At 56.2% G+C, this 26,542-nt stretch carries 27 protein-coding genes and 1 pseudogene; 17 read left to right on the forward strand and 11 right to left on the reverse strand.

Annotation, left to right across the window (positions count from 1 at the left end; all coding sequences use genetic code 11):
• Window positions 1–5: 5 nt before the first annotated feature.
• From IM273_RS10770 to IM273_RS10780, 3 genes are all read right to left on the reverse strand, one after another.
• Window positions 6–1,421: a DUF1116 domain-containing protein gene (locus IM273_RS10770; protein WP_048959576.1), complete on the reverse strand. Its 1,416-nt coding sequence runs from the start codon at window positions 1,419–1,421 to the stop codon at window positions 6–8.
• Window positions 1,421–2,962, reverse strand: coding sequence for an acyl-CoA synthetase FdrA (fdrA, locus tag IM273_RS10775; protein ID WP_193051732.1), 1,542 nt, complete (start codon window positions 2,960–2,962; stop codon window positions 1,421–1,423). Before fdrA ends, IM273_RS10770 begins: the two co-directional genes overlap by 1 nt.
• Window positions 2,963–3,069: 107 nt before the next feature.
• A complete protein-coding gene (locus IM273_RS10780; RefSeq protein ID WP_041908539.1) occupies window positions 3,070–3,675 on the reverse strand; it encodes an ankyrin repeat domain-containing protein in 606 nt (201 codons plus the stop codon).
• Between the two features lie 319 nt (window positions 3,676–3,994).
• Between IM273_RS10780 and IM273_RS10785 the strand changes: the two genes are divergently transcribed.
• Window positions 3,995–4,924 carry a LysR substrate-binding domain-containing protein gene (locus IM273_RS10785; RefSeq protein ID WP_028014168.1) on the forward strand — a complete coding sequence of 310 codons (930 nt, stop codon included), beginning with the start codon at window positions 3,995–3,997 and terminating at the stop codon, window positions 4,922–4,924.
• Here IM273_RS10785 and IM273_RS10790 read toward each other — a convergent pair.
• Entirely contained in the window at window positions 4,921–5,079 is a 159-nt protein-coding gene (locus IM273_RS10790; RefSeq protein WP_032644909.1) for a YqaE/Pmp3 family membrane protein, read from the reverse strand. The two genes, IM273_RS10785 and IM273_RS10790, sit on opposite strands and share 4 nt — an antisense overlap.
• A gap of 183 nt (window positions 5,080–5,262) precedes the next feature.
• On the opposite strand from IM273_RS10790, the pseudogene IM273_RS22730 reads away from it, so the two are divergent.
• Window positions 5,263–5,412 (forward strand): annotated as a pseudogene (locus IM273_RS22730) (hypothetical protein); the annotation flags it as partial.
• A 79-nt stretch (window positions 5,413–5,491) separates the two neighbouring features.
• On the forward strand, window positions 5,492–5,671 hold the full coding sequence (locus IM273_RS10795; protein WP_028014170.1) for a hypothetical protein: 180 nt from the start codon (window positions 5,492–5,494) through the stop codon (window positions 5,669–5,671).
• Between the two features lie 38 nt (window positions 5,672–5,709).
• Here IM273_RS10795 and stpA read toward each other — a convergent pair whose 3' ends face one another.
• Window positions 5,710–6,114: a DNA-binding protein StpA gene (gene stpA, locus IM273_RS10800; protein WP_048959573.1), complete on the reverse strand. Its 405-nt coding sequence runs from the start codon at window positions 6,112–6,114 to the stop codon at window positions 5,710–5,712.
• Window positions 6,115–6,607: 493 nt separating this feature from the next.
• Here stpA and alaE point away from each other — a divergent pair, with 493 nt between their 5' ends.
• On the forward strand, window positions 6,608–7,057 hold the full coding sequence (gene alaE, locus IM273_RS10805; protein WP_028014172.1) for an L-alanine exporter AlaE: 450 nt from the start codon (window positions 6,608–6,610) through the stop codon (window positions 7,055–7,057).
• Window positions 7,058–7,089: 32 nt separating this feature from the next.
• On the opposite strand, the gene IM273_RS10810 is transcribed toward alaE, so the two are convergent.
• Complete coding sequence (locus IM273_RS10810; RefSeq protein ID WP_023308923.1) at window positions 7,090–7,434, reverse strand: DUF2002 family protein; 345 nt, start codon at window positions 7,432–7,434, stop codon at window positions 7,090–7,092.
• A gap of 160 nt (window positions 7,435–7,594) precedes the next feature.
• Between IM273_RS10810 and IM273_RS10815 the strand changes: the two genes are divergently transcribed.
• The 13 genes from IM273_RS10815 to leuA all read left to right on the forward strand — a co-directional run bounded on the left by IM273_RS10815 (window position 7,595) and on the right by leuA (window position 22,313).
• On the forward strand, window positions 7,595–7,921 hold the full coding sequence (locus tag IM273_RS10815) for a DUF883 domain-containing protein (RefSeq protein WP_023308924.1): 327 nt from the start codon (window positions 7,595–7,597) through the stop codon (window positions 7,919–7,921).
• Window positions 7,922–8,164: 243 nt separating this feature from the next.
• Window positions 8,165–8,404: a glutaredoxin-like protein NrdH gene (gene nrdH, locus IM273_RS10820; protein ID WP_032644910.1), complete on the forward strand. Its 240-nt coding sequence runs from the start codon at window positions 8,165–8,167 to the stop codon at window positions 8,402–8,404.
• Entirely contained in the window at window positions 8,401–8,811 is a 411-nt protein-coding gene (gene nrdI, locus IM273_RS10825) for a class Ib ribonucleoside-diphosphate reductase assembly flavoprotein NrdI (RefSeq protein WP_028014174.1), read from the forward strand. The genes nrdH and nrdI overlap by 4 nt, the downstream gene beginning before the upstream one ends.
• Complete coding sequence (gene nrdE / locus IM273_RS10830) at window positions 8,784–10,928, forward strand: class 1b ribonucleoside-diphosphate reductase subunit alpha (RefSeq protein WP_193051731.1); 2,145 nt, start codon at window positions 8,784–8,786, stop codon at window positions 10,926–10,928. Before nrdI ends, nrdE begins: the two co-directional genes overlap by 28 nt.
• A 9-nt stretch (window positions 10,929–10,937) precedes the next feature.
• Window positions 10,938–11,897, forward strand: a complete 960-nt coding sequence (nrdF, locus tag IM273_RS10835) for a class 1b ribonucleoside-diphosphate reductase subunit beta (protein ID WP_193051730.1) — start codon at window positions 10,938–10,940, stop codon at window positions 11,895–11,897.
• A 332-nt stretch (window positions 11,898–12,229) separates the two neighbouring features.
• On the forward strand, window positions 12,230–13,432 hold the full coding sequence (gene proV / locus IM273_RS10840) for a glycine betaine/L-proline ABC transporter ATP-binding protein ProV (RefSeq protein WP_045260893.1): 1,203 nt from the start codon (window positions 12,230–12,232) through the stop codon (window positions 13,430–13,432).
• Window positions 13,425–14,489 (forward strand): glycine betaine/L-proline ABC transporter permease ProW, encoded by a 1,065-nt coding sequence (gene proW, locus IM273_RS10845; RefSeq protein ID WP_193051729.1) that lies wholly within the window; start codon window positions 13,425–13,427, stop codon window positions 14,487–14,489. The genes proV and proW overlap by 8 nt, the downstream gene beginning before the upstream one ends.
• Window positions 14,490–14,498: 9 nt before the next feature.
• On the forward strand, window positions 14,499–15,494 hold the full coding sequence (gene proX / locus IM273_RS10850) for a glycine betaine/L-proline ABC transporter substrate-binding protein ProX (protein ID WP_045260894.1): 996 nt from the start codon (window positions 14,499–14,501) through the stop codon (window positions 15,492–15,494).
• A gap of 171 nt (window positions 15,495–15,665) precedes the next feature.
• Window positions 15,666–16,850, forward strand: coding sequence for an MFS transporter (locus IM273_RS10855; protein WP_047367513.1), 1,185 nt, complete (start codon window positions 15,666–15,668; stop codon window positions 16,848–16,850).
• A 315-nt stretch (window positions 16,851–17,165) separates the two neighbouring features.
• Window positions 17,166–17,696: a transcriptional repressor MprA gene (gene mprA, locus IM273_RS10860; protein WP_041911975.1), complete on the forward strand. Its 531-nt coding sequence runs from the start codon at window positions 17,166–17,168 to the stop codon at window positions 17,694–17,696.
• Window positions 17,697–17,824: 128 nt separating this feature from the next.
• On the forward strand, window positions 17,825–18,997 hold the full coding sequence (gene emrA / locus IM273_RS10865; protein WP_021241959.1) for a multidrug efflux MFS transporter periplasmic adaptor subunit EmrA: 1,173 nt from the start codon (window positions 17,825–17,827) through the stop codon (window positions 18,995–18,997).
• 16 nt (window positions 18,998–19,013) lie between these two features.
• Entirely contained in the window at window positions 19,014–20,561 is a 1,548-nt protein-coding gene (gene emrB, locus IM273_RS10870; protein WP_028014182.1) for a multidrug efflux MFS transporter permease subunit EmrB, read from the forward strand.
• A gap of 96 nt (window positions 20,562–20,657) precedes the next feature.
• Window positions 20,658–22,313 carry a 2-isopropylmalate synthase gene (leuA, locus tag IM273_RS10875; protein WP_193050538.1) on the forward strand — a complete coding sequence of 552 codons (1,656 nt, stop codon included), beginning with the start codon at window positions 20,658–20,660 and terminating at the stop codon, window positions 22,311–22,313.
• On the opposite strand, the gene IM273_RS10880 is transcribed toward leuA, so the two are convergent.
• From IM273_RS10880 to yqaB, 5 genes are all read right to left on the reverse strand, one after another.
• On the reverse strand, window positions 22,300–23,064 hold the full coding sequence (locus IM273_RS10880) for a helix-turn-helix domain-containing protein (protein ID WP_063437570.1): 765 nt from the start codon (window positions 23,062–23,064) through the stop codon (window positions 22,300–22,302). The two genes, leuA and IM273_RS10880, sit on opposite strands and share 14 nt — an antisense overlap.
• Before the next feature lie 53 nt (window positions 23,065–23,117).
• On the reverse strand, window positions 23,118–23,633 hold the full coding sequence (luxS, locus tag IM273_RS10885; RefSeq protein ID WP_008499539.1) for an S-ribosylhomocysteine lyase: 516 nt from the start codon (window positions 23,631–23,633) through the stop codon (window positions 23,118–23,120).
• Between the two features lie 153 nt (window positions 23,634–23,786).
• Window positions 23,787–25,331, reverse strand: coding sequence for a glutamate--cysteine ligase (gene gshA / locus IM273_RS10890; protein ID WP_048957993.1), 1,545 nt, complete (start codon window positions 25,329–25,331; stop codon window positions 23,787–23,789).
• 83 nt (window positions 25,332–25,414) lie between these two features.
• On the reverse strand, window positions 25,415–25,843 hold the full coding sequence (locus IM273_RS10895) for a YqaA family protein (RefSeq protein ID WP_008499541.1): 429 nt from the start codon (window positions 25,841–25,843) through the stop codon (window positions 25,415–25,417).
• Window positions 25,840–26,406 carry a fructose-1-phosphate/6-phosphogluconate phosphatase gene (gene yqaB / locus IM273_RS10900; protein ID WP_193050540.1) on the reverse strand — a complete coding sequence of 189 codons (567 nt, stop codon included), beginning with the start codon at window positions 26,404–26,406 and terminating at the stop codon, window positions 25,840–25,842. The genes IM273_RS10895 and yqaB overlap by 4 nt, the downstream gene beginning before the upstream one ends.
• Window positions 26,407–26,542: the final 136 nt, after the last annotated feature.

The raw sequence follows: 26,542 nt of genomic DNA on the forward strand, positions 1-26,542 counted from the left end.
ATACCTTATAGAACGTAGCGATCGCGGAAGGTCAACAGCGCCTTTTCAAAACAGCTAAACGGCGGGTGAACGATGCCCGCCCCAATCATGCCGATACCCGCGTCTTTGTGGGCAATGGCAGTGTTGATCACCGGCAGAATGCCGCTGCCCGCCACTCTGGTGATGTCGATGGCGGTTGGAATGCCCATAAACGACAGCAGCGGAATGGTGACGTTCGGGTTCTCGCCGAGGGTGATTTCGCGCATCTGGCGCGAGAAGTCGATGGCTTCCTCCACCGTGCCGCCCACCAGCGCAACGATGGCCGGTGCCGTCGCCATCGCAAAGCCGCCGATGCCGTAGGTTTCGGTGATGGCGCTGTCGCCAATATCCAGTCCGGAGTCTTCCGGCTTGTAGCCCGCGAACATCGGGCCAATCACCTGCTGCGCCGGGCCGGTGAACCACTGCCCCGGCAGGCCGGAAACGCGCAGGCCGAACTCGTAGCCGTTGCGCGCCATGGTGGTAACCACGGTGCTATATTCAATGCCGTGAGCGGCATCCAGCGCGGCTTTACACATCGCCATCCACGTCGGGCCGGAGAAGTAGTCGCTGCTGGCGACAAACTCGAACACCTCACGCTGCTGCTCCACCGGATAGCCCGCCTGAATCAGCCCCGGCGTCAGCGCCTGGATCAGCAGCGTGGTGCCGGCGTTGTTGCGGTTGTGGCACTCGTCGCCCATGTGCAGCGCCTGGGCCAGCATCAGGCGCAGGTCGATTTCGCCGATGATATTCATCGCGTCGCGCAGCATCGGGCCGAGCACGTCGCGCATCCAGTTCAGGCGGTCGATCACGCTCTGGTCGTTAGCCCCCATGCGCAGGATCTTCGCCATCTGCTCGCTGAGGTTGGTGAACGCCCGGTTGCCGTAGGTTTTGTTCTCAACGATGTGCATAAACATTGACGCGGAGGTGACGCCCGCCATGGAGCCCACGCAGTCGTGCTCGTGGCACGGCGAGAAGGTGATCTCACCTGAAGCCGCCAGCCTTGCGGCATCCTCCAGATCCGTCGCCAGCCCTTCAAATACCAGCGCCCCGGTAACCGCGCCCTTCATCGCGCCGCACATGTTTTCCCATGCGACGGGCGGACCGGCGTGCAGAATGGTGGTGCGGGTCATGCCCGGCACTACGTTAATTGCCTGGTCATAGCCCACCAGCACCGGATGAGACTGGATGATGCGCTCAAGGGCGATTTTGTTCGCGGCGGCGATCTTCTCCGCGAGCGGTTTTTCCGCCAGCTGGTCGAGCGCTTCAACAACCTGCATATTGCCCTGCCCCGGCGGCGTCCAGTCGAGCTGGGTTACGGGAACGTGCTGCTTTTTGAGGTCGTCGCTGAACATCGCAATGCCGACGTTAATGACGTTTAGCGGCTGGTTGAATAAAGTGGTCATTATGCTTTCTCCCCTTTGCAGACAAATTCACGTGCCAGTAATCCGGTGTTGGTGCTGCTGCTGGCCCAGATGACGCCTGCGTCGGTCAGCAGCTGGCACTGCTGCGCCAGCGACTGCGGATCCTGGTCGGTGCCAAGCACGTAGCCGAGGATCTCCAGCGGACGGTTATCGGCTTTCGCGATCGCCTGTGCCTCTTTGATCGCCTCGATCATCACCCCCACCGGATCCTCGTGCGCGCCGAAGCCGAGCACGAAGTCCATCACGATGACGCCCACCTGCGGATCGCGCGCCTCCTGCAGCAGGCGGCTGATGCGGTTGGTCGGGTCGATCATCGGGTGCGGTTTGCCGTTGGTGAAGTCGTCGTCACCGAAGTCAAGGAAGGTGTGGGCCTGGCTGACGCTGATGTCCTTCAGGCGCTTAGCCGGATCCGGCTGGATATTGCTCCAGACATCGTCGAACTTCTCCAGCGCGGCAAACATCGCCTCGTCGCACAGGGTGCCGCCGCAGAACAGGCCGCGAATGTACTTCTGCTGTGGGGTCAGGCGGGCGCGCACCTCTTCAATCAAAGGCCAGTTGAGCGGATGCAGATCCAGGGACTCTTTTTTAATGCCGGTAAGCAGCACCGCCTTCAGCGCCGCTTCTTTGGTGCCACGCGCAAACTGCAGGCCGTCTTCATCGGCGGGCGGTTCGCTGCGGCCGAGGAAGCAAACAACCACCGGCTTGCGGCAGGCTCTGGCGCGGGCCAGCACCTTTTCTGCCACCGCTGGCGCAGGCGGCTTGGAGATGAGCGCAATCACCCGGGTGCCCTCATCCGCCTCAAGCATGTCAATGGCGTCGAGCATCATGAGACCGCCGATTTTCTCGCTAAGATCGCGTCCGCCGGTGCCGATCAGCTGCGACACGCCGCCGCCGAACTCATGAATGCGCACGCTCAGCTCCTGGCTGCCGGTGCCGGAGGCGCCAACAATCCCAATCGGCCCGCGACGCACCGCGTTGGCGAAGCACAGCCCCGCACCGTTGATGATGGCGGTTCCGCAGTCAGGCCCCATCATCAGCAGCCCTTTCTCATGCGCCAGCTGCTTCAGCGCCAGCTCGTCGTCGAGCGACACGTTATCGGAAAAGAGCATGACGTTAAGATCGTTTTCCAGCGCCTGACGCGCTTCGCGGGCGGCAAAGGTGCCGTTGACGGAAATGACCGCCAGGTTGCTGTCCGGGCAATGAGTTTTGGCGCTGGCAATCGTCGCGTAGCGTGCTTCATGGGTGCCGCTGCTCGCTTTATGGGTAAATAAAGCTTCTATTTCCGCCAGCGTTTCATCGTTCGCCGCGTCGCCTTTAATTACGATCATCAGGTCGCCATTTTTGGCTTCCGCTAATTCCGGCGTGAGCAGCCCGAGGTTTTTCAGAACGCCTTTATTCATTTCCGTCGCCATCGCCACAAACGCCTGTTCGACGCCCGGCAGTTTATTGGCTTTGGTGGAAACCGACATTAAGGAAACCGAATCGAAATACGTGTTCTTTTTTATGACGATTTTGGTTGGCATTGTTTTCTCCTGAATACGGATAAAAGGGGGCCGCCGTCGCGCAGAATGCACGTCGGTAAAAATACTGTTTGAATTAACGGCCAGCCGGACGTAGCTGGCCGAATGCGTTATGCGCCCGCCGCCAGCAGCAGGTCGGCTATTGCATCGAAGCCTTTTTCCCGCGCCAGTTCGAGCGGGGTTTTGCCGTATTTATCGGTCATGTGCGGATTCGCGCCGTGGTCCAGCAGCAGCTTCACAATTTCCTGCTGCTTTGCGCCGCCGTCATTCAGCACGATGGCTTCCAGCAGCGGCGTCCAGCCGACAAAGTTAGTGTGGTTGACGTTAATATCGGTTTTTTCCAGCAGCTCGCGCACGATTTCAACGTGGCCTTTTTCACTGGCAGGGGTAATGCCCACGCCGCCGAAGCGCGTCAGACGGTCGAGATCCGGATTCGCCGGAAGAACGATGCGCAGCAGGGTTAAATCATTAGTCAGGCAGCTTATCAGGAAGGGGTTAAAACAGGTCTGGTCCTGTTTATCAATATCCGCGCCGGCGGCAATTAAAAATTCCACGCAGGCATAATGCTTTTTCAGGCTGGCAATAATAATGGCGGTTCTTTTCTGGCGGTTGGTGGCGTTAATATCCACGCCGTTATCCAGGCAGGCTTTTAGCGCGTCGATGTTGCCCTCTTCTGCCGCCAGCAGAAATTCCGTAACGAGTGCGTTTGCAGACATATTCAGTCTCCCAATGTTTCACTTCTGATGACCTGAGAATAGCAACAGCCTGGTCACAAAAGAATCCGCTTAAAAATGATTCATCGACACGCAATTCATTGTTGAGTTAAATTCAACAGTCAGGCTAAAACGTGCGTCTGTGCAACCTTTTTCTTATGGTTTACCGTTTTTTAGCGCCTCAGGCAGCATTATCCTTATGGTTGTAAAAGCCTTGCAGGACGCGGCTCCGCGTAAATAGTCAGAACTGTGACACACTTCAAATATGATGTAACGGCGCTGTTAAAATATGTTCAAAACTGATGGCTGAGGATGCTGTGATATGAATTCCATCTTTACCGAAGAGAACCTGCTGGCCTTCACCACCGCGGCACGCTTCGGCAGCTTCAGCAAAGCCGCCGCCGAGCTGGGTGTGACGACCTCCGCCATTAGCTACACCATTAAACGCATGGAGACCGGGCTGGACGTGGTGCTGTTTGTGCGCAACACGCGCAGCATCGAGCTGACGGAGTCCGGGTTTTATTTTTACCGTAAGGCCACCGACCTGCTGAACGACTTCCACGCCATCAAGCGCGGGATTGATACCATTTCGCAGGGCATCGAGGCGCGAGTGCGCATCTGCATTAATCAGCTCTTGTATACGCCGCGCCATACCGCGCGTTTGCTGCAGGTGCTGAAAAAGCAGTTTCCCACCTGCCAGATCACGGTGACGACCGAGGTGTATAACGGCGTATGGGATTCGATCATCAACAATCAGGCCAACATCGCGATTGGCGCGCCGGATACGCTGCTGGACGGCGGCGGGATTGATTACACCGAAATTGGCGCCATTCGCTGGGTGTTTGCCATCGCGCCGGAACATCCCCTCGCCTTTGTTCCCGAACCGATTGCGGAGAGCCAGTTGCGCCTGTACCCCAACATCATGGTGGAAGATACCGCGCATACTATCAACAAGAAGGTCGGCTGGCTGCTGCACGGGCAGGAGGCAATTCTGGTGCCGGATTTCAACACCAAGTGCCAGTGCCAGATTCTGGGGGAAGGGATTGGCTTTTTGCCGGAATACATGGCAAGAGAAGCGATGGAAGACGGTCTGCTCATCACGCGGCGTATTAACAATCCGCGTCAGGACTCGCGCATGCTGCTCGCCACGCAGCATGCGGCGACCGGCCAGGTGACGCGCTGGATCAAACAGCAGTTTGGCCCGGAAGGCGTATTAACCGGTATATACAGTGATTTACTGTGGCGTGCTTAGTTTTTCGTCTGCACCCAAAACGCGTGGATAAGACCCGGGAAGTAACCCAGGATGGTCAGAAGGATGTTCAGAATAAACGCCCAGCCCAGTCCCTTGCCAAGCAGCACGCCCAGCGGCGGGAGAATAATCGTAAAAACAACGCGCCAAAAACCCATAATCACTCCGTGCAAGCTAACCAATTGAAAATTAAAAAGAGACATTTCTCTAAGCATAGCCAGTTTACGGGTTACTGCCATTCGTCTCTCGCGCTTTTACCTGCCTTTACCCTCTTTACACTGGCTTAAGCCCTTCCTTAAATGTTCTACTACTCATAAATTGACCGTAAGGAAACATCATGTCTCTTTCTCTTATTGTCGGCTCAGGCCTTCGTGGTTGAGGGGGGGATTCAGGGCTGGAAGCTGGCCGGGCTTCTGTTCGCCGGTGTGACAGGTTTTTGCGGTATGGCACGGTTGCTGAAAGTGATGCCGTGGAACCGTCATACCTCATAAGCAGTAATCAATGAATTACGCTGTACCCGGCATCAGACGTCGGCTAAGGTGAAGATCGCTAAAACGATGAGGAGGTTATATGTTTTCTGTCGGTGATTATGTGCAACCGCTAAAAGGCGGCCCAAAGCTGAAAGTGCTCGAAGTGAACGGTGAAAACGTGGTGGCGGTACAGGCCAGCAATGAACAAGGCGAGAAATATACGCTGAAAGCGGCCGATTTGGCGCCGTATACCGAAGAAGGTGATTTCGGCGTCTGCTGAACAGACAACCGGGCGGCTTGTTCCGCCCGGTCCACGTATTAGATCAGAAAATCATCCAGTGATTTACCCTCTGCCAGCGCGCTGGCAATAGGCTTCGGCGTGCGGCCCTGGCCGGTCCACGTTTTTTCTTCACCGTTCTGGTCAATAAAGCGATATTTCGCTTCACGCGGTTTACGCTTTTTAGTCGGTTTACCCGCCTGCGCCAGTTCTGAACCCAGCAGGTCAGTCGGAGAAATACCATCGGCTTTCATCAGTTCCAGCAGGTTATTAATTTTTTCCTGCTGTTCAGCGCGCTGCTGCTCTAATTCCGCCAGCTCATTGCGTTTTTCTTCAGTAACGACCCTGACCTTTTCCAGCATTTCCTCAAGAACGTCCAGGGTTAATTCTCGCGCCATCGCGCGCAGGGTTCGGATATTATTAAGATTCTGTAACGTCAAAGACATATTATTGAAAACCTTTTCTTTGGGGTAAATAGATAAATCGCCCCAAGAATAATTCATTTCAGTTGAAATATCTACCCAAAGGTCCAAACGGGCATAAATGTAAATATATTTAAATATCGCCGTTAATAATAGCGCATAGCATTGGCGGGAAACATGTAGATCTAATCACCAAATCAATATAAATGGTCAACTTTAATCCAAATCACAGCATACTGCGCTCTCATCAGGGGAGTGGATTTCTGCGTCAAAAGCAAAACATCTAAGACACTGATTTATATAAGTAAAACATTTGATGAGACAGATTATAACGAACCGGATAAAAAACAACCGATTTTAGAGAATTTTGTGGACAAAAGGCGAGTAAATAAAAATTAATCACTAGTTGTTAGTTCAAACATAGAGATATACGCTATACACCTCAAACAAACCAACCTAAAGCACTAGCCGCTGAAGGAAAACCGATTCCACTGCGTTCTTCTCAAGGAGTTCAGACATGTTCTCGCCGCAATCTCGCCTGCGCCACGCGGTGGCGGATACTTTCGCGATGGTTGTCTACTGTTCCGTTGTGAACATGCTGATTGAAATATTCCTCTCCGGAATGACCTTCGAGCAGTCACTTTCTTCTCGTCTGGTGGCGATCCCGGTCAATATTATTATCGCATGGCCTTACGGGCTATACCGCGATGCCGTTATGCGTTTCGCGCGCCGCATCAGCCCGGCGGGCTGGATGAAAAATCTTGCCGACGTGCTGGCGTACGTCACGTTCCAGTCGCCGGTCTACGTGGCTATTCTCCTGACAGTGGGCGCGGACTGGCACCAGATCGCCGCAGCGGTCAGTTCGAATATCGTGGTATCAATGCTGATGGGTGCGGTATACGGCTATTTCCTCGACTACTGCCGCCGCCTGTTTAAGGTCAGCCAGTACGGCCAGGTAAAAGCGTAATGTGAAGCGACTGGCGAAAGCCAGTCGCAGATTTACTGTACGTCGCCAAACAGTCCCTTCAGAAACCGCTCCAGCGCCATACGCGAACTGAAACCGTGCGGAATACCATAATGCTCATGCCGTTCACCGCCTAAATAGAGCGGAAATTGCTGATAGTGATCGCAGGTTTTAATATCCGAGGCAGGCTCAGCAAATGACAGACTTCTGTCTTTCAGCGTCGGGTGAATAATGAGAGCGGTACGTCCCATCCTGGCTTCACGATTAACATAAACATAATTCTCGCCGCGGCGATATCCATACGCTTTTGGCGTCACCTCATCCATGGTGAATCCCTCTTTTTCAAGAACGCGTGCCACCTCGTCAGGTCGTAAATACATATCTTTTCCTCGTTATCTTTTCCTGCCCGGCAACCTTACAGTAATCAGCATTAGCAGGGCTTTCAGAATAGTCCATAAACTGGCGGATAACGCGTGACGCGCTTCAGATATTAAATTTCTGAACTAAACTAAACGGGAACACAAAATTACGGAGGATCGTATGTTTAACAGACCGAACCGAAACGATATTAACGACGACGCGCAGGATATTCGTAATGATGTCAGCCAATTAGCGGACACGCTTGAGGAAGTGCTGAAATCCTGGGGATCCGATGCAAAGGATGAAGCAGATGCTGCGAAACGTAAGGCTCAGTCTCTGCTCCGTGAAACCCGCGCCCGTATGAACGGACGTTCACGCGCTACGCAGGCGGCCTGCGACATGGCAAGCTGTGCTACGACCTTCGTACGTGAAAAACCACTGTGTACGCTGGGAACCGTCGCGGCGGTCGGCATTTTTGTCGGAGCCCTGCTCAGCCTGCGTAAGTAAGCCCGCATTCTCAACCCCGGTAGCCTCAGGCGCCGGGGCTTTTTTATGCCTGTAAGCCTGAAAAACCCGTACAGCCCGCCCTGCCCCGCTGTGCTCATCATCAGGGCAATATTAATCTGAATTTCCCATATCTTGTATGGTTGAATCTTTTATCAACTACATCTAGTATTCCCTTAAGAAAGACACACACTCTATGACGCGTTAACTCGCGCCGTTTTCTCATTCTAAATGGAAATACGAATCATGAGCATTATTATTTACACTCGTAACGATTGTGTTCAGTGCCACGCCACCAAACGGGCGATGGAGAGCCGCGGCGTGGCGTTTGAGATGGTAAATATCGACCTGGTGCCCGATGCCGCGGATACCCTGCGCGAACAGGGATTTCGTCAGCTTCCGGTGGTCATTGCCGGTGATACCAGCTGGTCTGGCTTTCGCCCGGACATGATTAACCGCCTGAGCGCTCAGGCCACGCGTGCATGAGTGTGCTGGTCTTCTTCTCCAGCAGCTCAGAAAACACGCTGCGCTTTATTGAGCGCCTCGGGCTGCCAGCGGTGCGTATTCCGCTCAATGAGCGGGAGCGCATTCAGGTAGACGAACCTTACATTCTGGTGGTGCCCAGCTATGGCGGCGGCGGTACGGCAGGAGCAGTACCTCGCCAGGTGATCCGCTTTCTGAACGATCCTCATAACCGGGTACTGATTCGGGGCGTGATCGCGGCGGGCAATCGTAATTTTGGCGATGCCTTTGGCCGCGCCGGGGATGTCATCTCTCAAAAATGCGGCGTGCCGTATCTCTATCGTTTTGAACTGATGGGGACACAGCAGGACGTAGAAAACGTGCGTAAAGGAGTGAACGAATTTTGGCAACGACAACCGCAGAACGGGTAATTCAGGCGACGCCGGACTACCACGCATTAAACGCGATGCTTAACCTCTATGACCGGGAGGGGCGCATTCAGTTTGGCAAAGATCGCGAGGCGGTAGAGGCTTTTTTCGCCGCCCACGTGCGGCCCAACAGCGTGACGTTTGCAAGCCAGAATGAACGTCTCGACTATCTGGTTAACGAGGGCTACTACGAGGAGCGCGTCCTGGCCCGCTACGATCGTCCCTTCGTGGTAAGACTGTTTGAACGTGCGCACGCCAGCGGTTTTCACTTCCAGACGTTTCTTGGCGCATGGAAGTATTACACCAGCTACACCCTGAAAACCTTCGACGGCAAACGCTATTTAGAAAGCTTTGAAGATCGCACCGTGATGGTGGCCCTGACGCTGGCCCAGGGCGATGAAGCGCTGGCTGAACGGCTGACGGAAGAGATCCTCTCCGGCCGCTTCCAGCCCGCTACGCCGACGTTTCTCAACTGTGGTAAAGCCCAGCGCGGCGAGCTGGTCTCCTGCTTCCTGCTGCGCATCGAAGACAATATGGAGTCGATTGGCCGTGCGGTGAACTCGGCGCTGCAGCTTTCCAAACGCGGCGGCGGCGTGGCGTTTCTGCTCTCGAACCTGCGGGAAGCGGGCGCGCCGATCAAGCGCATCGAAAACCAATCCTCCGGCGTGATCCCGGTGATGAAGATGCTGGAAGATGCGTTTTCCTATGCCAACCAGCTTGGCGCGCGCCAGGGGGCGGGGGCGGTTTACCTGCACGCGCACCACCCGGACATCCTGCGTTTTCTCGATACCAAGCGCGAAAACGCCGACGAAAAAATCCGCATCAAAACCCTGTCGCTCGGCGTGACGATCCCGGATATCACGTTTAAGCTGGCCAAAGAGAATGCCGACATGGCGCTCTTCTCGCCGTATGACGTTGAACGGATCTACGGCAAAGCGTTTGGCGACGTGGCGATAAGCGAGCTTTATGACGAGCTGGTTGCAGACGATCGCATCCGCAAGAAATACATCAACGCCCGCGATTTCTTCCAGACGCTTGCGGAAATTCAGTTTGAATCCGGCTATCCGTACATCATGTACGAGGATACGGTAAACCGCGCCAATCCGATTGCCGGGCGCATCAACATGAGCAACCTGTGCTCGGAAATTTTGCAGGTCAACAGCGCCTCCGCTTACGACGAGAACCTGGACTACGCGGAGATCGGCAAAGATATCTCCTGCAACCTCGGGTCGCTCAATATTGCCCACACCATGGATTCGCCGGATTTTGGCCGCACGGTGGAGACCGCCGTTCGCGGGCTGACAGCGGTATCGGACATGAGCCACATCCGCAGCGTGCCGTCCATTGAGGCGGGCAACGCCACGTCGCACGCCATCGGCTTGGGGCAGATGAACCTGCACGGCTATCTGGCACGGGAAGGCATCGCCTACGGCAGCCCGGAAGGGCTGGATTTCACGAATCTCTATTTCTACACCGTCACCTGGCATGCGCTGCATACCTCAATGATGCTGGCGCGCGAGCGCAACCAGCGGTTCGCAGGCTTTGAGCAGTCGCGCTACGCCAGCGGGGCGTATTTCAGCCAGTATCTGGAAGGCGACTGGCAGCCGAAAACCGAAAAAGTGCGCGCGCTGTTTGACCGCGCCGGCATTACCCTGCCGACGCGCGAGATGTGGCAGCAGCTGCGCGACGACGTGATGCGCTACGGCATTTATAACCAGAACCTGCAGGCGGTACCGCCAACCGGTTCGATTTCCTACATCAACCACGCCACGTCGAGCATTCACCCGATCGTGTCGAAGATTGAAATTCGTAAGGAAGGCAAAACCGGACGCGTCTACTACCCTGCCCCGTTTATGACCAATGAGAACCTGGCTCTGTACCAGGACGCGTACGAGATCGGCCCGGAAAAAATCATTGATACCTACGCCGAGGCGACAAAACACGTGGATCAGGGGCTGTCGCTGACGCTCTTCTTCCCGGACACCGCCACCACGCGGGATATCAACAAAGCGCAGATTTACGCCTGGAAGAAAGGCATCAAAACGCTGTACTACATTCGCCTGCGCCAGCTTGCGCTGGAAGGCACCGAAATCGAAGGCTGCGTGTCCTGCGCGCTGTAAGGAGAAAGGATGAAACTGTCACGCGTGAGTGCCGTTAACTGGAACAAGATTCAGGACGATAAAGACCTGGAGGTGTGGAACCGCCTGACCAGCAACTTCTGGCTGCCGGAAAAGGTGCCGCTCTCCAATGATATTCCAGCCTGGCAGACGCTGAGCCACGCCGAACAGCAGCTGACGATCCGCGTCTTTACCGGCCTGACGCTGCTGGACACCATTCAGAATACCGTCGGTGCGCCCGCATTGATGAGCGACGCGCTGACGCCGCACGAAGAGGCGGTGATGTCGAACATCAGCTTTATGGAGGCGGTGCACGCCCGCTCCTACAGCTCGATTTTCTCCACGCTGTGCCAGACCAAAGACGTGGACGCGGCCTACGCCTGGAGCGAAGAGAGCGCGTCATTGCAGCGCAAGGCGGAGCTGGTGCTGGAGTATTACCGCGCCGACGAGCCGCTGAAGAAGAGGATCGCCAGCGTGTTCCTGGAATCCTTCCTCTTCTATTCCGGCTTCTGGCTGCCCATGTACTGGTCGAGCCGGGGCAAGCTCACCAACACCGCCGATTTGATTCGCCTCATTATCCGTGACGAGGCGGTGCACGGGTATTACATCGGCTATAAGTATCAGAAAGGGCTGGAGAAAGTCAGCCCGGAAAAACGCGAGGAACTCAAAGGTTTCGCCCTCGATTTGCTGATGGATCTGTATGACAACGAGTTGAGCTATACCGAAGAGCTGTACGCCGGAACGGGCTGGGAAGAGGACGTGAAGGCGTTTCTCTGCTACAACGCGAACAAAGCGCTGATGAACCTGGGCTACGACGCGCTTTTCCCGCCGGAGATGGCGGAGGTAAACCCGGCGATCCTCGCGGCGCTGTCGCCCAATTCGGACGAAAACCACGATTTCTTCTCCGGGTCCGGATCGTCGTACGTGATGGGTAAAGCGGTGGAGACAGAAGATGAGGATTGGGATTTTTAATGTATGAATTAACGTTCATTAATTAAATATAAATCTCATTATTTCCACACCACTATTTCACCAGGCACTACACTGTAATTTCCCCGTCATATTCGCCTGAATCACACCGATTCAGGCGAATTTCCCGACGCAGCAGCAAAAAATTGAGAAAAATTCAAACCGCCCTCAGCCCTTTATTCATGGGAAATTCAGCCGTTTCGCTTGCAACAAAATTCCGGCGCCAGGCCAACTCAGGGTTGTCTCAGATTCTCAGTATGTTAGGGTTATGCCCGTTAACAATTTACCATGGTAATCATATCGACATAAACAAATAACAGGACACTCTCTATTGCATGGCAATTAAATTAGAAGTGAAAAATCTTTATAAAATATTTGGCGAGCACCCGCAGCGCGCATTCAAATATATTGAGAAAGGCCTTTCGAAAGAGCAAATTCTGGAAAAAACCGGGCTATCGCTTGGCGTTAAAGACGCCAGTCTGGCCATTGAAGAAGGCGAGATTTTTGTCATCATGGGGTTATCCGGTTCGGGTAAATCCACTATGGTTCGCCTTCTCAATCGCCTGATTGAACCCACCCGCGGACAGGTGCTGATTGACGGCGTGGATATCGCCAGAATCTCAGACGCAGAACTCCGCGAGGTGCGCAGAAAGAAGATCGCAATGGTGTTTCAGTCATTCGCGCTGATGCCGCATATGACGGTGCTCGATAATACCGCCTTCGGTATGGAATTAGCCGGCACGCCTGCTCAGGAACGTCAGGAAAAAGCCCTGGATGCTTTGCGTCAGGTTGGGCTGGAAAATTACGCTCATGCCTACCCGGACGAGCTTTCGGGCGGGATGCGTCAGCGCGTTGGATTAGCCCGCGCGTTAGCCATTAATCCAGACATATTATTAATGGATGAAGCCTTCTCCGCCCTCGATCCTTTAATTCGCACCGAGATGCAGGATGAGCTGGTAAAATTACAGGCCAAACACCAGCGCACCATTGTCTTTATTTCTCACGATCTCGATGAAGCCATGCGTATTGGCGACCGCATTGCCATTATGCAAAATGGCGAAGTGGTGCAGGTCGGCACGCCGGATGAAATTCTGAATAATCCGGCGAATGATTACGTGCGCACCTTCTTCCGCGGCGTGGATATTAGCCAGGTATTTAGCGCGAAAGATATTGCCCGCCGAACGCCAAACGGCATTATTCGAAAAACGCCAGGCTTCGGCCCGCGCTCCGCGCTGAAGCTGTTGCAGGATGAAGACCGTGAATACGGTTATCTGGTTGAACGCGGTAATAAATTTGTCGGCGTTGTCTCCATCGACTCTCTGAAAACCGCCCTGAGCGAAAACCAGGGAATCGATGCGGCGTTGATTGACGCTCCACTTGCCGTGGATGCCGAAACGCCGCTTAGCGAGTTGCTCTCTCACGTGGGTCAGGCGCCTTGCGCCGTGCCGGTTGTCGGTGAAGAACAACAGTACGTTGGCATCATCTCAAAACGGATGCTGCTACAGGCTTTAGATCGCGAGGGGGCAAACAATGGCTGATCAATCAAACCCATGGGGTACCACTGAAGCTGCGGACAGCGCGGCGCAATCTGCCGATGCGTGGGGTTCCACGCCCGCACCTGCCGACGGCGGCGGCGCGGCGGACTGGCTCAACAGCGCACCCGCGCCTGCGCCAGAGCATTTCAATATTATGGATCCGTTCCACAAGACGCTGATCCCGCTGGACAGCTGGGTAACAGAGGGGATCGACTGGGTCGTTACCCATTTCCGCCCGGTGTTCCAGGGGATCCGCATCCCGGTGGATTACATCCTGAACGGCTTCCAGCAGCTGATGCTGGGCATGCCGGCGCCCGTGGCGATAATCCTGTTCTCGCTGATCGCATGGCAGTTCGGTAGCGCGGGTATGGGCGTCGCCACGCTGATCTCCCTGATCGCCATCGGCGCGATTGGCGCGTGGTCTCAGGCGATGATTACCCTGGCGCTGGTGCTGACCGCCCTGCTCTTCTGCATTGTCATCGGCCTGCCGATGGGGATCTGGCTGGCGCGCAGCCCGCGGTCGGCGAAGATTATTCGTCCCCTGCTGGATGCGATGCAGACCACCCCGGCGTTCGTCTATCTGGTGCCTATCGTGATGCTGTTCGGCATCGGCAACGTGCCGGGCGTGGTGGTGACCATTATCTTCGCCCTGCCGCCGATTATTCGCCTGACGATCCTGGGGATTAACCAGGTGCCGGCGGATCTGATTGAGGCCTCGCGCTCGTTCGGCGCCAGCCCGCGTCAGATGCTGTTTAAGGTTCAGCTTCCGCTGGCGATGCCGACCATTATGGCGGGCGTTAACCAGACGCTGATGCTGGCGCTGTCTATGGTGGTGATCGCCTCGATGATCGCCGTTGGCGGTCTCGGCCAGATGGTGCTGCGCGGTATTGGCCGTCTCGACATGGGGCTGGCGACCGTCGGCGGCGTCGGGATTGTGATCCTCGCCATTATCCTTGACCGCCTGACCCAGGCTGTCGGTCGTGATTCACGCAGTCGCGGCAACCGTCGCTGGTACACCACCGGCCCTGTCGGGTTACTCACCCGCCCCTTTACAAAATAAGGAACAACGATGCGACATAACGTACTTTTTGCCACAGCGTTTGCCACCCTTGTCTCCACCAGCGCGTTTGCCGCTGACCTGCCGGGCAAAGGCATTACCGTGCAGCCGGTGCAGAGCACCATTTCGGAAGAGAGCTTCCAGACCCTGATCGTCAGCCGTGCGCTGGAAAAGCTGGGCTATACGGTCAACACGCCGAGCGAAGTGGATTACAACGTGGGCTACACCTCGATTGCCTCCGGTGATGCCACCTTTACCGCCGTGAACTGGCAGCCGCTGCACGACGACATGTATGCCGCCGCAGGTGGCGATAAGAAATTCTATCGCGAAGGCACCTTCGTGACCGGCGCGGCGCAGGGTTATCTGATCGACAAGAAAACCGCTGATAAGTACCACATCACCAATATTGAGCAGCTGAAAGATCCGAAGATCGCCAGACTGTTCGACACCAACGGTGACGGCAAGGCCGACATGATGGGCTGCTCGCCGGGCTGGGGCTGCGAAGCGGTGATTAACCACCAGAACAAAGCGTTCGATCTGGCGAAAACCGTCGACGTGAGCCACGGCAACTACTCCGCGATGATGGCCGACACCATTGCCCGCTTTAAAGAAGGCAAGCCGGTGATCTACTACACCTGGACGCCGTACTGGGTCAGCGACGTGCTGAAGCCGGGCAAAGACGTGGTGTGGTTACAGGTGCCCTTCTCCTCACTACCGGGCGAGCAGAAAGATATCGACACCAAACTGCCGAACGGCATGAACTATGGCTTCCCGGTGAACACCATGCACATCGTGGCGAACAAAGCCTGGGCGGAGAAAAACCCGGCTGCGGCGAAGCTGTTCTCGGTGATGAAGCTGCCGCTGGCGGACATCAACGCCCAGAATGCGATGATGCACGCGGGCAAATCCTCTGAGGCGGATGTTAAAGGCCACGTGGATGGCTGGATAAAAGCCCACCAGCAGCAGTTTGATGGCTGGGTGAAAGAGGCGCTTGCGGCGCAGAAGTAAAAACACAACACAACCTTACCCCTCACCCCGGCCCGCCCCCCCTCTGGGGAGAGGGTTAGGGTGAGGGGATTAACCGCACAAACACACACATAACAATCCCCCAACATTCTCAATCATTAGCTATTATGGTTTCCGGAAAAATAATCACTTAACTCACGATTCCTGAAACTAATGACAAAAACATCTCAGGGGCTTAGCCCCGCACTCATCCTTTTAATGTCCGTGGCAACGGGTCTGGCAGTCGCCAGCAACTATTACGCACAACCTCTGCTTGATACTATCGCGCGCGCCTTCGATCTTTCAGCCAGCTCCGCCGGCTTTATCGTCACCGCTGCGCAGCTCGGCTATGCGGCAGGGCTGCTGTTCCTGGTGCCATTGGGCGATATGTTTGAGCGCCGGATGCTTATCGTCTCTATGACGCTTCTGGCGGCAGGCGGCATGCTGATCACCGCCAGCAGCCAGTCGCTGACGATGATGATCGTCGGTACCGCGCTAACGGGGCTTTTCTCCGTCGTCGCGCAAATCCTGGTGCCTCTCGCCGCAACGCTCGCCTCGCCGGAAAAACGCGGCAAAGTGGTCGGCACTATCATGAGCGGCCTGCTACTGGGCATTCTGCTGGCGCGAACCGTTGCCGGGCTGCTGGCAAGCCTCGGCGGCTGGCGCACCGTCTACTGGGTGGCGAGCGTATTGATGGTGGTGATGGCGCTGGCGCTGTGGCGCGGGCTGCCGAAGGTGAAGCAGGAGAACCACCTGAATTACCCGCAGCTTCTGGCCTCCGTGTTTAGTCTGTTCACGCAGGATAAACTGCTGCGCACCCGCGCTCTGCTGGGGTGTTTAACCTTCGCCAACTTCAGCATTCTCTGGACGTCAATGGCGTTTCTGCTGGCAGCACCGCCGTTCAATTATTCCGAAGGGGTGATTGGTCTGTTCGGTCTGGCCGGTGCCGCCGGTGCACTGGGCGCTCGCCCGGCAGGCGGGCTGGCTGATAAAGGTAAATCGCACATGACCACGACAGCCGGACTGATTTTGCTCCTGCTCTCCTGGGCGGCCATCTGGTATGGGCACGTCTCGGTGCTGGCGCTGATCGTCGGTATTCTGGTGCTCGATCTCACCGTACAGGGTGTGCACATCACCAACCAGACCGTGATTTACCGCGTGAAGCCCGAGGCGCGTAACCGCCTCACGGCCGGATACATGACCAGCTACTTCATTGGTGGTGCGGCGGGTTCGTTAATATCAGCGTCGGCGTGGCAGCATGCCGGCTGGTCAGGTGTGTGCGGGATAGGAGCAATCGTCGCCGCGCTTAACCTGGTTGTATGGTGGCGCGGCTATCATCGTCAGGAAGCAATTCATTAAGTTTTACATTGCTTTGGGCCTCTTAGGGTGTAAAGGGGCCCGGCAGTCTGTTAATGTAAACGTAATCATTTATCCCAGAAATTTTAATGTGGGTGACATATCTACAATTGGCATGAATAGTTCAGACCCCCGTCCCCACATCCTCTCTTCAGCGGGTTTATACCCTACGCTTTCTGTGCTCACCGGGTCACGGACTTACCCGGCGCTCTTTGATGGTGGCATTCGTTTGGCGGATATAACCGCACAAATAATTCATTTACATTATTTGTCACCATCGTTACTATATCGGCTGTAATTAATGAGGTTATGCCCAAAATGGATAGTTCGTTTACGCCCATTGAACAAATGCTTAAATTCCGCGCCAGTCGTCATGAGGACTTCCCGTATCAGGAAATCCTGCTGACCCGCCTGTGCATGCACATGCAGGGTAAGCTACTGGAAAATCGTAATAAAATGCTGAAAGCTCAAGGGATTAACGAGACGTTGTTTATGGCGTTGATTACGCTGGAGTCTCAGGAAAACCATAGCATTCAGCCTTCTGAGCTGAGCTGCGCGCTGGGATCGTCCCGTACCAATGCGACCCGTATTGCCGATGAGCTGGAAAAGCGCGGCTGGATTGAGCGCCGTGAAAGCGATAACGATCGCCGCTGCCTGCATCTGCAATTGACCGATAAAGGTCACCAGTTCCTGCGTGAGGTGCTGCCACCTCAGCACAATTGCCTGCACAAACTCTGGTCTGCCCTCAGTACTTCCGAGCGCGACCAGCTTGAGCACATCACTCGCAAGCTGCTCACCCGTCTGGACCAGATGGATGAAGAAGGCGCTGTTCTTGAGGCGCTGCGCTAACGCGACGACACGCTCAACAATCCAGATTTATATAAGAAAACCGACAGGCCAGCACGTCACACTGCTGGCCTTTCTGACAACAGGTCGGCTTAGCCGATGTGAAAATAAGAAGATCGTGGAGAACAACAATGAGCGCAAATGCGGAGAGCACTACCCCGCAGCAACCGGCCAATAAGAAAGGCAAACGTAAAAGTGCCCTTCTTCTATTGACCTTGCTCTTTATTATTATTGCCGTGGCATATGGGATCTATTGGTTTTTAGTATTGCGTCATGCAGAAGAGACTGACGACGCATACGTGGCAGGGAACCAGGTACAGATTATGGCGCAGGTGTCGGGCAGCGTGACGAAAGTCTGGGCTGACAATACCGACTTTGTGCAAAAAGGCGATGTGTTGGTGACCCTCGATCCAACCGACGCCCAGCAGGCCTTTGAGAAAGCCCAGACCGCGCTGGCCTCCAGCGTCCGTCAAACCCGCCAGCTGATGATCAACAGTAAACAGCTGCAGGCCAATATCGACGTGCAGAAAACCGCACTCGCGCAGGCGCAGAGCGACCTGAACCGCCGTGTACCGCTCGGCACCGCTAACCTGATTGGCCGTGAAGAGCTGCAGCACGCGCGCGACGCGGTTGCCAGTGCCCAGGCACAGCTGGACGTGGCGATTCAACAGTACAACGCCAACCAGGCGATGGTGCTCGGCACCAGCCTCGAAAACCAGCCCGCCGTACAACAGGCGGCGACTGAAGTACGCAACGCATGGCTTGCCCTGCAGCGTACCAAAATCGTCAGCCCGATGACCGGCTACGTCTCCCGCCGTTCCGTCCAGCCAGGGGCGCAGATTAGCCCGACCACGCCGCTGATGGCGGTCGTGCCGGCAGACAACCTGTGGGTAGACGCCAACTTTAAAGAGACGCAGCTCGCTCATATGCGTATCGGCCAGACCGCGACGGTCGTCAGCGACATCTACGGCGATGACGTGAAGTACACCGGGAAAGTGGTGGGTCTGGATATGGGGACCGGCAGCGCTTTCTCCCTGCTGCCTGCGCAAAACGCCACCGGTAACTGGATTAAAGTGGTTCAGCGTCTGCCCGTGCGTATCGAGCTGGATGCCAAACAGCTGGCGGATCACCCGCTGCGTATCGGCCTCTCCACGCTTGTGACGGTCGATACCGCCAACCGCGACGGTCAGATCCTGGCAAGCCAGGTGCGTAGCAGCCCGGTTTATGAAAGTAACGCCCGTGAAATTAGCCTCGATCCGGTCAACAAACTGATCGATGACATCGTGAAGGCAAACGCCGGTTAATCCGAAGGTGAGCGTTATGCAACAGCAAAAGCCGCAAAAACCGCTGGAAGGCGCGCAGCTGGTCATTATGACCATTGCGCTGTCGCTGGCGACATTCATGCAGGTGCTGGACTCCACCATCGCAAACGTGGCGATCCCAACCATCGCCGGCAACCTTGGCTCGTCGCTGAGCCAGGGGACCTGGGTCATTACTTCGTTTGGGGTGGCAAACGCCATCTCCATCCCTATCACCGGCTGGCTGGCGAAGCGCGTCGGTGAGGTGAAGCTGTTCCTCTGGTCCACGGTAGCGTTTGTTCTTGCCTCCTGGGCGTGCGGCATGTCCAGCAGCCTGACGATGCTGATTTTCTTCCGCGTCATTCAGGGGATTGTCGCCGGGCCGCTGATCCCGCTGTCGCAGAGTTTGCTGCTGAGCAACTACCCCCCAGCAAAACGTTCGGTCGCGCTGGCGCTGTGGTCAATGACCGTTATCGTCGCGCCTATCTGCGGACCGATTCTGGGCGGGTACATCAGCGATAACTACCACTGGGGCTGGATCTTCTTTATCAACGTACCGATTGGCGCCGTCGTGGTATTGATGACGCTGCAGTCGCTGCGGGGACGAGAGACGCGCACCGAACAGCGCCGTATCGACAGCATCGGGCTGGCGCTGCTGATCCTGGGTATCGGCAGTCTGCAGATCATGCTCGACCGCGGTAAAGAGCTCGACTGGTTCAACTCGCAGGAGATCATCATCCTGACCATTGTCGCGGTGGTGTCGATAAGCTTCCTGATTGTCTGGGAGCTGACGGACGACAATCCAATTGTCGATCTCTCGCTCTTCAAATCGCGAAACTTCACCATCGGCTGCCTGTGTATCAGCCTCGCCTATATGCTCTACTTCGGCGCGATTGTTCTGCTGCCGCAGCTGTTGCAGGAGGTGTATGGCTATACCGCGACCTGGGCGGGTCTGGCCTCAGCGCCCGTTGGGGTGATCCCGGTTCTGCTGTCGCCGATTATTGGCCGCTTCGCCCACAAGCTCGACATGCGTCGGCTGGTGACGTTCAGCTTCATTATGTACGCCGTGTGCTTCTACTGGCGCGCGTATACCTTTGAGCCGGGAATGGACTTTGGCGCCTCGGCGTGGCCGCAGTTCATTCAGGGCTTTGCGGTGGCGTGCTTCTTTATGCCGCTGACCACCATTACGCTCTCTGGCCTGCCGCCTGAGCGTCTGGCGGCGGCATCAAGCCTGTCGAACTTCACCCGTACGCTAGCGGGTTCCATCGGGACGTCGATCACCACCACCCTGTGGACCAACCGTGAATCGATGCACCACGCCCAGCTGACCGAAGCGGTGAACCCGTACAATCCGAATGCCCAGCAGATGTACAGTCAGCTTCAGGGCATGGGGATGACGGAGCAGCAGGCATCCGGCTGGATTGCCCAGCAGATCACCAACCAGGGGCTGATTATCTCGGCAAACGAGATTTTCTGGATATCGGCGGGGATCTTCATCGTCCTGCTGGGGCTGGTGTGGTTTGCCAGACCGCCGTTTGGCGCCGGTGGCGGCGGCGGAGGGGCACACTAATTCGCGTTGTCCAGAACGCGACAGCGATTGTCAGTTTCGATAAAGCAGCGCTCCTGAAATCACTTCACGATAGTGAAAAGACAACAGGAGCGCATCATGCTGAACACACCCGCCGACAAATACCAGCCTTATCCCACCGTTTCATTGCCCGACCGCCGCTGGCCGGAGCAGACCATCACCCGCGCGCCGCGCTGGCTCTCGACAGACTTACGCGACGGCAACCAGGCGCTTGCCGAGCCGATGGACAGCGCGCGCAAGCTGCAGTTCTGGGATTTGCTGCTGGGCTGCGGATTTAAAGAGATTGAGGTCGCCTTCCCGTCCGCCTCGCAGACCGACTTCAACTTTGTCCGCAAGCTTATCGAAGAGAACCGCATTCCGGATGACGTCACGATTCAGGTGTTAACACAGGCGCGGGAAGATCTCATCCATCGTACTTTTGAATCCCTGCGCGGCGCGAAGCAGGCCACCGTCCACCTGTATAACGCCACCGCCCCGCTGTTCCGCCGCCTGGTGTTCGGTATGGAGAAAGCGCAGATCGTCGAGCTGGCCACCCGCGCTACGCGGCTTATCCGCCAGCTTTGTGAAGAGAACCCTGAAACCCGCTGGCAGTACGAGTACTCCCCGGAAACTTTCTGCTTTACCGAGCCGGAGTTTGCGCTGGAGATTTGTGAAGCCGTGGCGGAGATCTGGCAGCCGTGCGATGAACGGCCAATGGTGATCAACTTACCCGCTACCGTCGAGGTCAGTACGCCGAACGTCTATGCCGATCAGATAGAGTATTTCTGCCGCCACTTCAGCCGCCGCCGCGAAGTTTGCATCAGCGTGCATCCGCATAACGACCGCGGAACGGGCGTCGCCAGCGCGGAGCTGGCGGTGATGGCCGGGGCCGACCGCGTAGAGGGCTGCCTTTTTGGCAACGGCGAACGCACGGGCAACGTTTGCCTGGTAACGCTGGCGATGAACCTCTACAGCCAGGGCATTAGTCCCAATCTGGACTTTAGCGATATGAATCGGGTGGTCGAAACGGTAGAGGCCTGCAATCAGTTGCCTGTCCATCCGCGCCATCCGTGGGCAGGACGGCTGGCCTATACCGCCTTCTCCGGCTCGCACCAGGACGCCATCAAGAAAGGCTTTGATGCCCGCAGGCCTGGCGATCGCTGGGAGATGCCCTATCTGCCCGTCGATCCGCAGGACATCGGCTGCACCTACGAAGCGGTGATCCGTGTGAACAGCCAGTCAGGAAAAAGCGGCAGCGCCTGGCTTATTGAGCAAAACCACGGCCTGAAGCTGCCCCGCGCCCTGCAGCAGGATTTTAGCCAGCACGTGCAGCAGGAAACGGATCGCCACGGGAAAGAAATGACGCAGAACGCGCTGTGGCAGCTATTCCGCACCCGCTACGGGCTGGTAACGACGCCGCAGCTGGCGCTGCAATCCTACCGCAGCGACGGCCAGCAGGACGGCCAGCTGCGGCTGACGGCAAGCGTCGTCACGCAGGGGGGAACGCGCCAGCTGGAGGGTCAGGGCAATGGTCTGCTCTCCGCTGCCGCGCAGGGCCTGAGCCGCTGGGTCAACGCGCCGTTTATGATTAAGGATTATCACGAACATACGCTGGGCGAACGCAGCGACAGCCGATCGGTGGCCTATATCCGCTGCCTGTTCCAGGACGGCACCAGCAGCTGGGGCGTGGGCATTGACAGCGACGTGGCGCGCGCGTCGCTTCAGGCGCTGTTTAACGCGGTCAGTCGTTCTTAAAGTAATCGCTGGGTGAGATACCCATCGTCCGGCGGAACATCGCCGTAAAGGCGCTGTGGCTGCCGTATCCCAGATCCAGCGCCACGCGCAGCACCGGCTGGCCCTGGGCCAGCCGCACTAAGGCTTCCAGCAGGCGCGCCCTTCTCACCCACTCGCCGTAGCTTAACCCGGTCTGCTGCTGAAAATGGCGGTTCAGCGTACGCTCGCTCATGCCGAGCAAGCTCGCGCTCTGTTGACCGCTCCAGCTTTCACCTGGTAACTGACGGACCTGTCGACATAGCTGGCGTAACGCTTCACTTTCCGGCTCCGGCAGGTAAAACGGCAGCACCGGCATGATGCGAATTTCATCCAGAATGAGCTCATACACGCGCTCGTCACGGCTTCCCGGCGAGTACGACTCCGGTAGCGTCAGGGAGGTGAGGATCAGCTCGCGCAGCAGCGGGGAGATCTGCACGATCTGACAGGTCGCCGGGAGATCGGCTCGCGCCAGCGGATCGATAAACAGCGTGCGGGCTGCAACGTTGCCGGTGATGCGAAGCGAGTGCTGTGTCCCCGCCGGTAGCCAGACGCCGCGCCCGGGCGGCACTACCCAGCAGCCGGATGCGGTATCGACCCGCACGACGCCCGTCAGGCTGTGCAGCAACTGCGCGCAGTCGTGCTCATGCCACGGCTCGCTATCGCCATGAGCATAATCATGCGAAAACGGCACAAGCGGGCGATGGGTAAAGGAGAAGGTGGTGGTTGTCGTCATGAGGATTGTAGGCCCGGCCAGCGAAGCGCCACCGGGCATCCACAGGCACAATACTAGATGTGCAGCTCCTGCAGTTTTTCTTTTGGCAGGGCCAGCTCTTCATTGCTGTTTACGCGAACGTCACGCTCGATGATGTGACGGGCAATTTCCTGGGCTTCTTCCAGAGAGTGCATCTGGTAAGTGCCGCACTGGTAAACGTTCAGCTCAGGGATCTGGTTCTGCTCTTTCACTTTCAGCACGTCTTCCATCGCCGCTTTCCACGCATCGGCGACGCGTTTCTCTTCAGGCTGACCAATCAGGCTCATGTAGAAGCCGGTACGGCAGCCCATCGGAGAGATGTCGATGATCTCAACGCCGTTACCGTTCAGGTGGTCACGCATGAAACCGGCGAACAGGTGTTCCAGGGTGTGAATGCCTTTCTCCGGCATCACTTCTTTATTCGGCACGCAGAAGCGCAGATCGAAGACGGTGATCGTGTCGCCGTGCGGGGTGTGCATGGTCTTCGCCACGCGGACTGCAGGTGCTTCCATACGGGTATGGTCGACAGTAAAGCTATCTAATAACGGCATACGTCACCTCCGATAGTGATTTTTTTTAAAATAAACTGAACTCTTCTACAGAATGCACGTCTGAGTATATGAAAGACGCGCATTTGTTATCATCATCCCTGAATTCAGAGATGTATATTTTGGCCACAGCGATGTGGCCTTTTTCTTTTCTGCTTAAGCCTGCTTCGCCAGAAACGCCTCAAACGACTCCGTATCCGCCGCTTCAACCTCTTTCTGACGCACCAGGGACGCGTCGCGCTCCGCGACAAAATCCGCTTCGCTCAGGATCTCTAACGGCTCCTGCATCAGCATCTCACGGTACTCCGCTGAGAGTGAACGCCCCGTGCCGCCAATCCCCTGCTCGATCATGGTGCGCAAAATGCGCGCAGAGAACGTCAGTTCCGGGTTATCAAAGCATTCCACCAGCTGGTCGCAAATCTGTTGATACGCGTCGCCGCCGTCGATGCTGTCCAGGGTGCGGGCAACACGCTTCAGGTCACGGAACAGATCCTTACCTACCTTAGCCAGCGGGAACTGCGCTGTTTCGCAGCCAATACCCAGCGTCAGACCCGGTTTACGGCCTTCCAGAATCACGCGGTTCCAGTTCGTGCGCGTACAAAGCAGTTCGTCTGAACTCATTTCCGGCGCATCCGCCAGCGCGCACCAGACCATAAACAGATCCAGGAAGCGAACCTGCTGCTCGTCAACGCCAACCGGTGAGAACGGGTTGATGTCCAGCGAGCGCACTTCAATGTATTCAATGCCGCCGCGCTGCAGCGCATCCGACGGCGTTTCACCGCTGCGCGTCACGCGCTTCGGACGAATTGGCGCATACAGTTCGTTTTCAATCTGCAATACGTTGCTGTTGATTTGCAGGCGCTTTCCGTCTTTTTCGAGGCCGATTTTCGCGTACTCTTCCGACGGAGTTTTAATCGCCCGCTTCAATCCTGCCACATATTCGTGCAATTCGTTAAACGTAATACCGAGATTGCTTTGCGATTTATTGGTATAGCCCAGATCGCTCATGCGCAGAGAAGTCGCGTACGGGAGATAGTACATTCCGCACTCGGTTTTTTCGAACGGCAGCGTGGTCGGTTTCCCCTGCAGGAACGATGAACAAATGGCAGGCGACGCGCCAAACAGATACGGAATCACCCAGCCAAAACGGTAATAGTTGCGGATCAGACGGAAATAACCGGCGGAGATCGCTTCTTTATCCGTTTCTCCCCCCTTCGCCTGCCAGAACGCCATCGGCAAAGAGAAATTGTAGTGCACGCCAGAGATCGTCTGCATCAGCGCGCCGTAGCGATTTTTAAGACCTTCGCGATAGAGCGTTTTCAGCCGACCAATGTTTGACGTGCCGTACTGCGCCAGCTCAATCTCCTGGCCCTGCTCGATATAGCACGGCATGCTGAGCGGCCACATACGCTCATCGCCGAGATTGCGCGCGGTGTAGCGATGGATGTCGCGCAGGATCGTCAGCATATGATCAATATCGCCGTCCACCGGCGTAATGAACTCCAGCAGCGCTTCAGCGAAATCGGTTGTGATCCATTTATGTGTCAGCGCCGAGCCTAACGCCTTCGGGTGACCCGTCGTCGCTAAGCTACCGTCCGCGTTAACGCGCAGCGTTTCACGCTCAAGACCACGCTGAATACCCTTCAGAGCCTGAGGGTGGTTTTCCAGCCAGGCCAGCGCCTGAGATACGTCCGGGATCAAATTGACCTCCCGCCTGTCAAAGTAATGTTACTCAGCATAATTGTAATGGTTGACGATTGAAGGTCGCGTATTCATTCCACCAATTAGTGCCACCACGTCATACCCTGTAGTGTTGCCCACGCCACGAGAACATAGCGCAACGCCTTGCCAAGGCACAAAAAAAAGAGCACCGGTCCCCAGGAGATGCGCATCCATCCCGCCAGCAGACACAGTAAATCGCCTATTACAGGCATCCAGCTTAATAACAGCGTGGCAGCGCCATAGCGTTTTAGCCAGCCGACTGCCTTTTCCTGCCAGCGCGATTTTTCGCGCAGCGGAAAGAAACGCCCAAGAATAACGTTAGTCAGCCCTCCAAGGCTATTACCCATTGTTGCTATTAATACAAGCAGCCAGGGCTGACTCACGCCGGACAACAGCATCGCCACCAGTACCACTTCCGAATTTCCCGGTAACAGCGTGGCGCTTAGAAAACTGCTGGCGAATAATGAGGCAAGTGACAGCGCGTCACTCACAGTAAGCGCACATCCACCGCCGCCATTCCGGCATCACGCGCGGCCTGAATACCGAAGTCGGCATCTTCAAACACGACGCATTTTGCCGCCGGTACGCCCATTAATTCTGCGCAAAGCAGGAAGGTGTCCGGCGCGGGCTTGTGATTTTTAACATGATCGGCGGCCACCACGGCAGAAAAATAGTGGCGCAGGCCAAGATGGTTGAGCAACGCTTCTGCTATCGCGCTCTCGCTGCCCGTCCCGACAGACATCGGGCGATGCCCGTGCCACTCTTTTACCACATCAATCAGTGGCAGAGGGCGTACGGTATCTAAAAGCATGGCTTTTACCGCATCGGTTTTTTCACGCGCGAGAAGGTGTGGGTCGAGATCGGCCTGATTCAGTTCAATCACGGCCTGCGCAATACGCCAGGTTGGGGATCCGTTGAGGGCAATCATCGCCTGAAGGTCGAAACGCATGCCGTAGCGGCCAAGGACCTCGGTCCAGGCTTGACGATGCGTGGGTTCAGTATCCAGGAGGGTGCCATCCATGTCGAAGATCAAACCGTCATACTGTGCGTACATCGTGCTCTCGCTAAACGATTAACAAAGCATTACTTTATCGTAAAAGGTGGTTTTTGTCGCTGACAGAGAGTGTGATTGCTGACGGAACGTCGAAGGAATAGACAAAAGAAGAGAATATGGTGCATCCGGGAGGATT

It is taken from the genome of Enterobacter cloacae complex sp. P13B, from assembly GCF_014895915.1.
GTDB classification, from domain to species: domain Bacteria; phylum Pseudomonadota; class Gammaproteobacteria; order Enterobacterales; family Enterobacteriaceae; genus Enterobacter; species Enterobacter bugandensis.

What these genes read in the sequence shown, in the direction of transcription:
- IM273_RS10770 (WP_048959576.1), bottom strand. Translation starts at nt 1,421, where the DNA reads ATGACCACTTTATTCAACCAGCCGCTAAACGTCATTAACGTCGGCATT.
- fdrA (WP_193051732.1), bottom strand. Translation starts at nt 2,962, where the DNA reads ATGCCAACCAAAATCGTCATAAAAAAGAACACGTATTTCGATTCGGTT.
- IM273_RS10780 (WP_041908539.1), bottom strand. Translation starts at nt 3,675, where the DNA reads ATGTCTGCAAACGCACTCGTTACGGAATTTCTGCTGGCGGCAGAAGAG.
- IM273_RS10785 (WP_028014168.1), top strand. Translation starts at nt 3,995, where the DNA reads ATGAATTCCATCTTTACCGAAGAGAACCTGCTGGCCTTCACCACCGCG.
- IM273_RS10790 (WP_032644909.1), bottom strand. Translation starts at nt 5,079, where the DNA reads ATGGGTTTTTGGCGCGTTGTTTTTACGATTATTCTCCCGCCGCTGGGC.
- IM273_RS10795 (WP_028014170.1), top strand. Translation starts at nt 5,492, where the DNA reads ATGTTTTCTGTCGGTGATTATGTGCAACCGCTAAAAGGCGGCCCAAAG.
- stpA (WP_048959573.1), bottom strand. Translation starts at nt 6,114, where the DNA reads ATGTCTTTGACGTTACAGAATCTTAATAATATCCGAACCCTGCGCGCG.
- alaE (WP_028014172.1), top strand. Translation starts at nt 6,608, where the DNA reads ATGTTCTCGCCGCAATCTCGCCTGCGCCACGCGGTGGCGGATACTTTC.
- IM273_RS10810 (WP_023308923.1), bottom strand. Translation starts at nt 7,434, where the DNA reads ATGTATTTACGACCTGACGAGGTGGCACGCGTTCTTGAAAAAGAGGGA.
- IM273_RS10815 (WP_023308924.1), top strand. Translation starts at nt 7,595, where the DNA reads ATGTTTAACAGACCGAACCGAAACGATATTAACGACGACGCGCAGGAT.
- nrdH (WP_032644910.1), top strand. Translation starts at nt 8,165, where the DNA reads ATGAGCATTATTATTTACACTCGTAACGATTGTGTTCAGTGCCACGCC.
- nrdI (WP_028014174.1), top strand. Translation starts at nt 8,401, where the DNA reads ATGAGTGTGCTGGTCTTCTTCTCCAGCAGCTCAGAAAACACGCTGCGC.
- nrdF (WP_193051730.1), top strand. Translation starts at nt 10,938, where the DNA reads ATGAAACTGTCACGCGTGAGTGCCGTTAACTGGAACAAGATTCAGGAC.
- proV (WP_045260893.1), top strand. Translation starts at nt 12,230, where the DNA reads ATGGCAATTAAATTAGAAGTGAAAAATCTTTATAAAATATTTGGCGAG.
- proW (WP_193051729.1), top strand. Translation starts at nt 13,425, where the DNA reads ATGGCTGATCAATCAAACCCATGGGGTACCACTGAAGCTGCGGACAGC.
- proX (WP_045260894.1), top strand. Translation starts at nt 14,499, where the DNA reads ATGCGACATAACGTACTTTTTGCCACAGCGTTTGCCACCCTTGTCTCC.
- IM273_RS10855 (WP_047367513.1), top strand. Translation starts at nt 15,666, where the DNA reads ATGACAAAAACATCTCAGGGGCTTAGCCCCGCACTCATCCTTTTAATG.
- mprA (WP_041911975.1), top strand. Translation starts at nt 17,166, where the DNA reads ATGGATAGTTCGTTTACGCCCATTGAACAAATGCTTAAATTCCGCGCC.
- emrA (WP_021241959.1), top strand. Translation starts at nt 17,825, where the DNA reads ATGAGCGCAAATGCGGAGAGCACTACCCCGCAGCAACCGGCCAATAAG.
- emrB (WP_028014182.1), top strand. Translation starts at nt 19,014, where the DNA reads ATGCAACAGCAAAAGCCGCAAAAACCGCTGGAAGGCGCGCAGCTGGTC.
- leuA (WP_193050538.1), top strand. Translation starts at nt 20,658, where the DNA reads ATGCTGAACACACCCGCCGACAAATACCAGCCTTATCCCACCGTTTCA.
- IM273_RS10880 (WP_063437570.1), bottom strand. Translation starts at nt 23,064, where the DNA reads ATGACGACAACCACCACCTTCTCCTTTACCCATCGCCCGCTTGTGCCG.
- luxS (WP_008499539.1), bottom strand. Translation starts at nt 23,633, where the DNA reads ATGCCGTTATTAGATAGCTTTACTGTCGACCATACCCGTATGGAAGCA.
- yqaB (WP_193050540.1), bottom strand. Translation starts at nt 26,406, where the DNA reads ATGTACGCACAGTATGACGGTTTGATCTTCGACATGGATGGCACCCTC.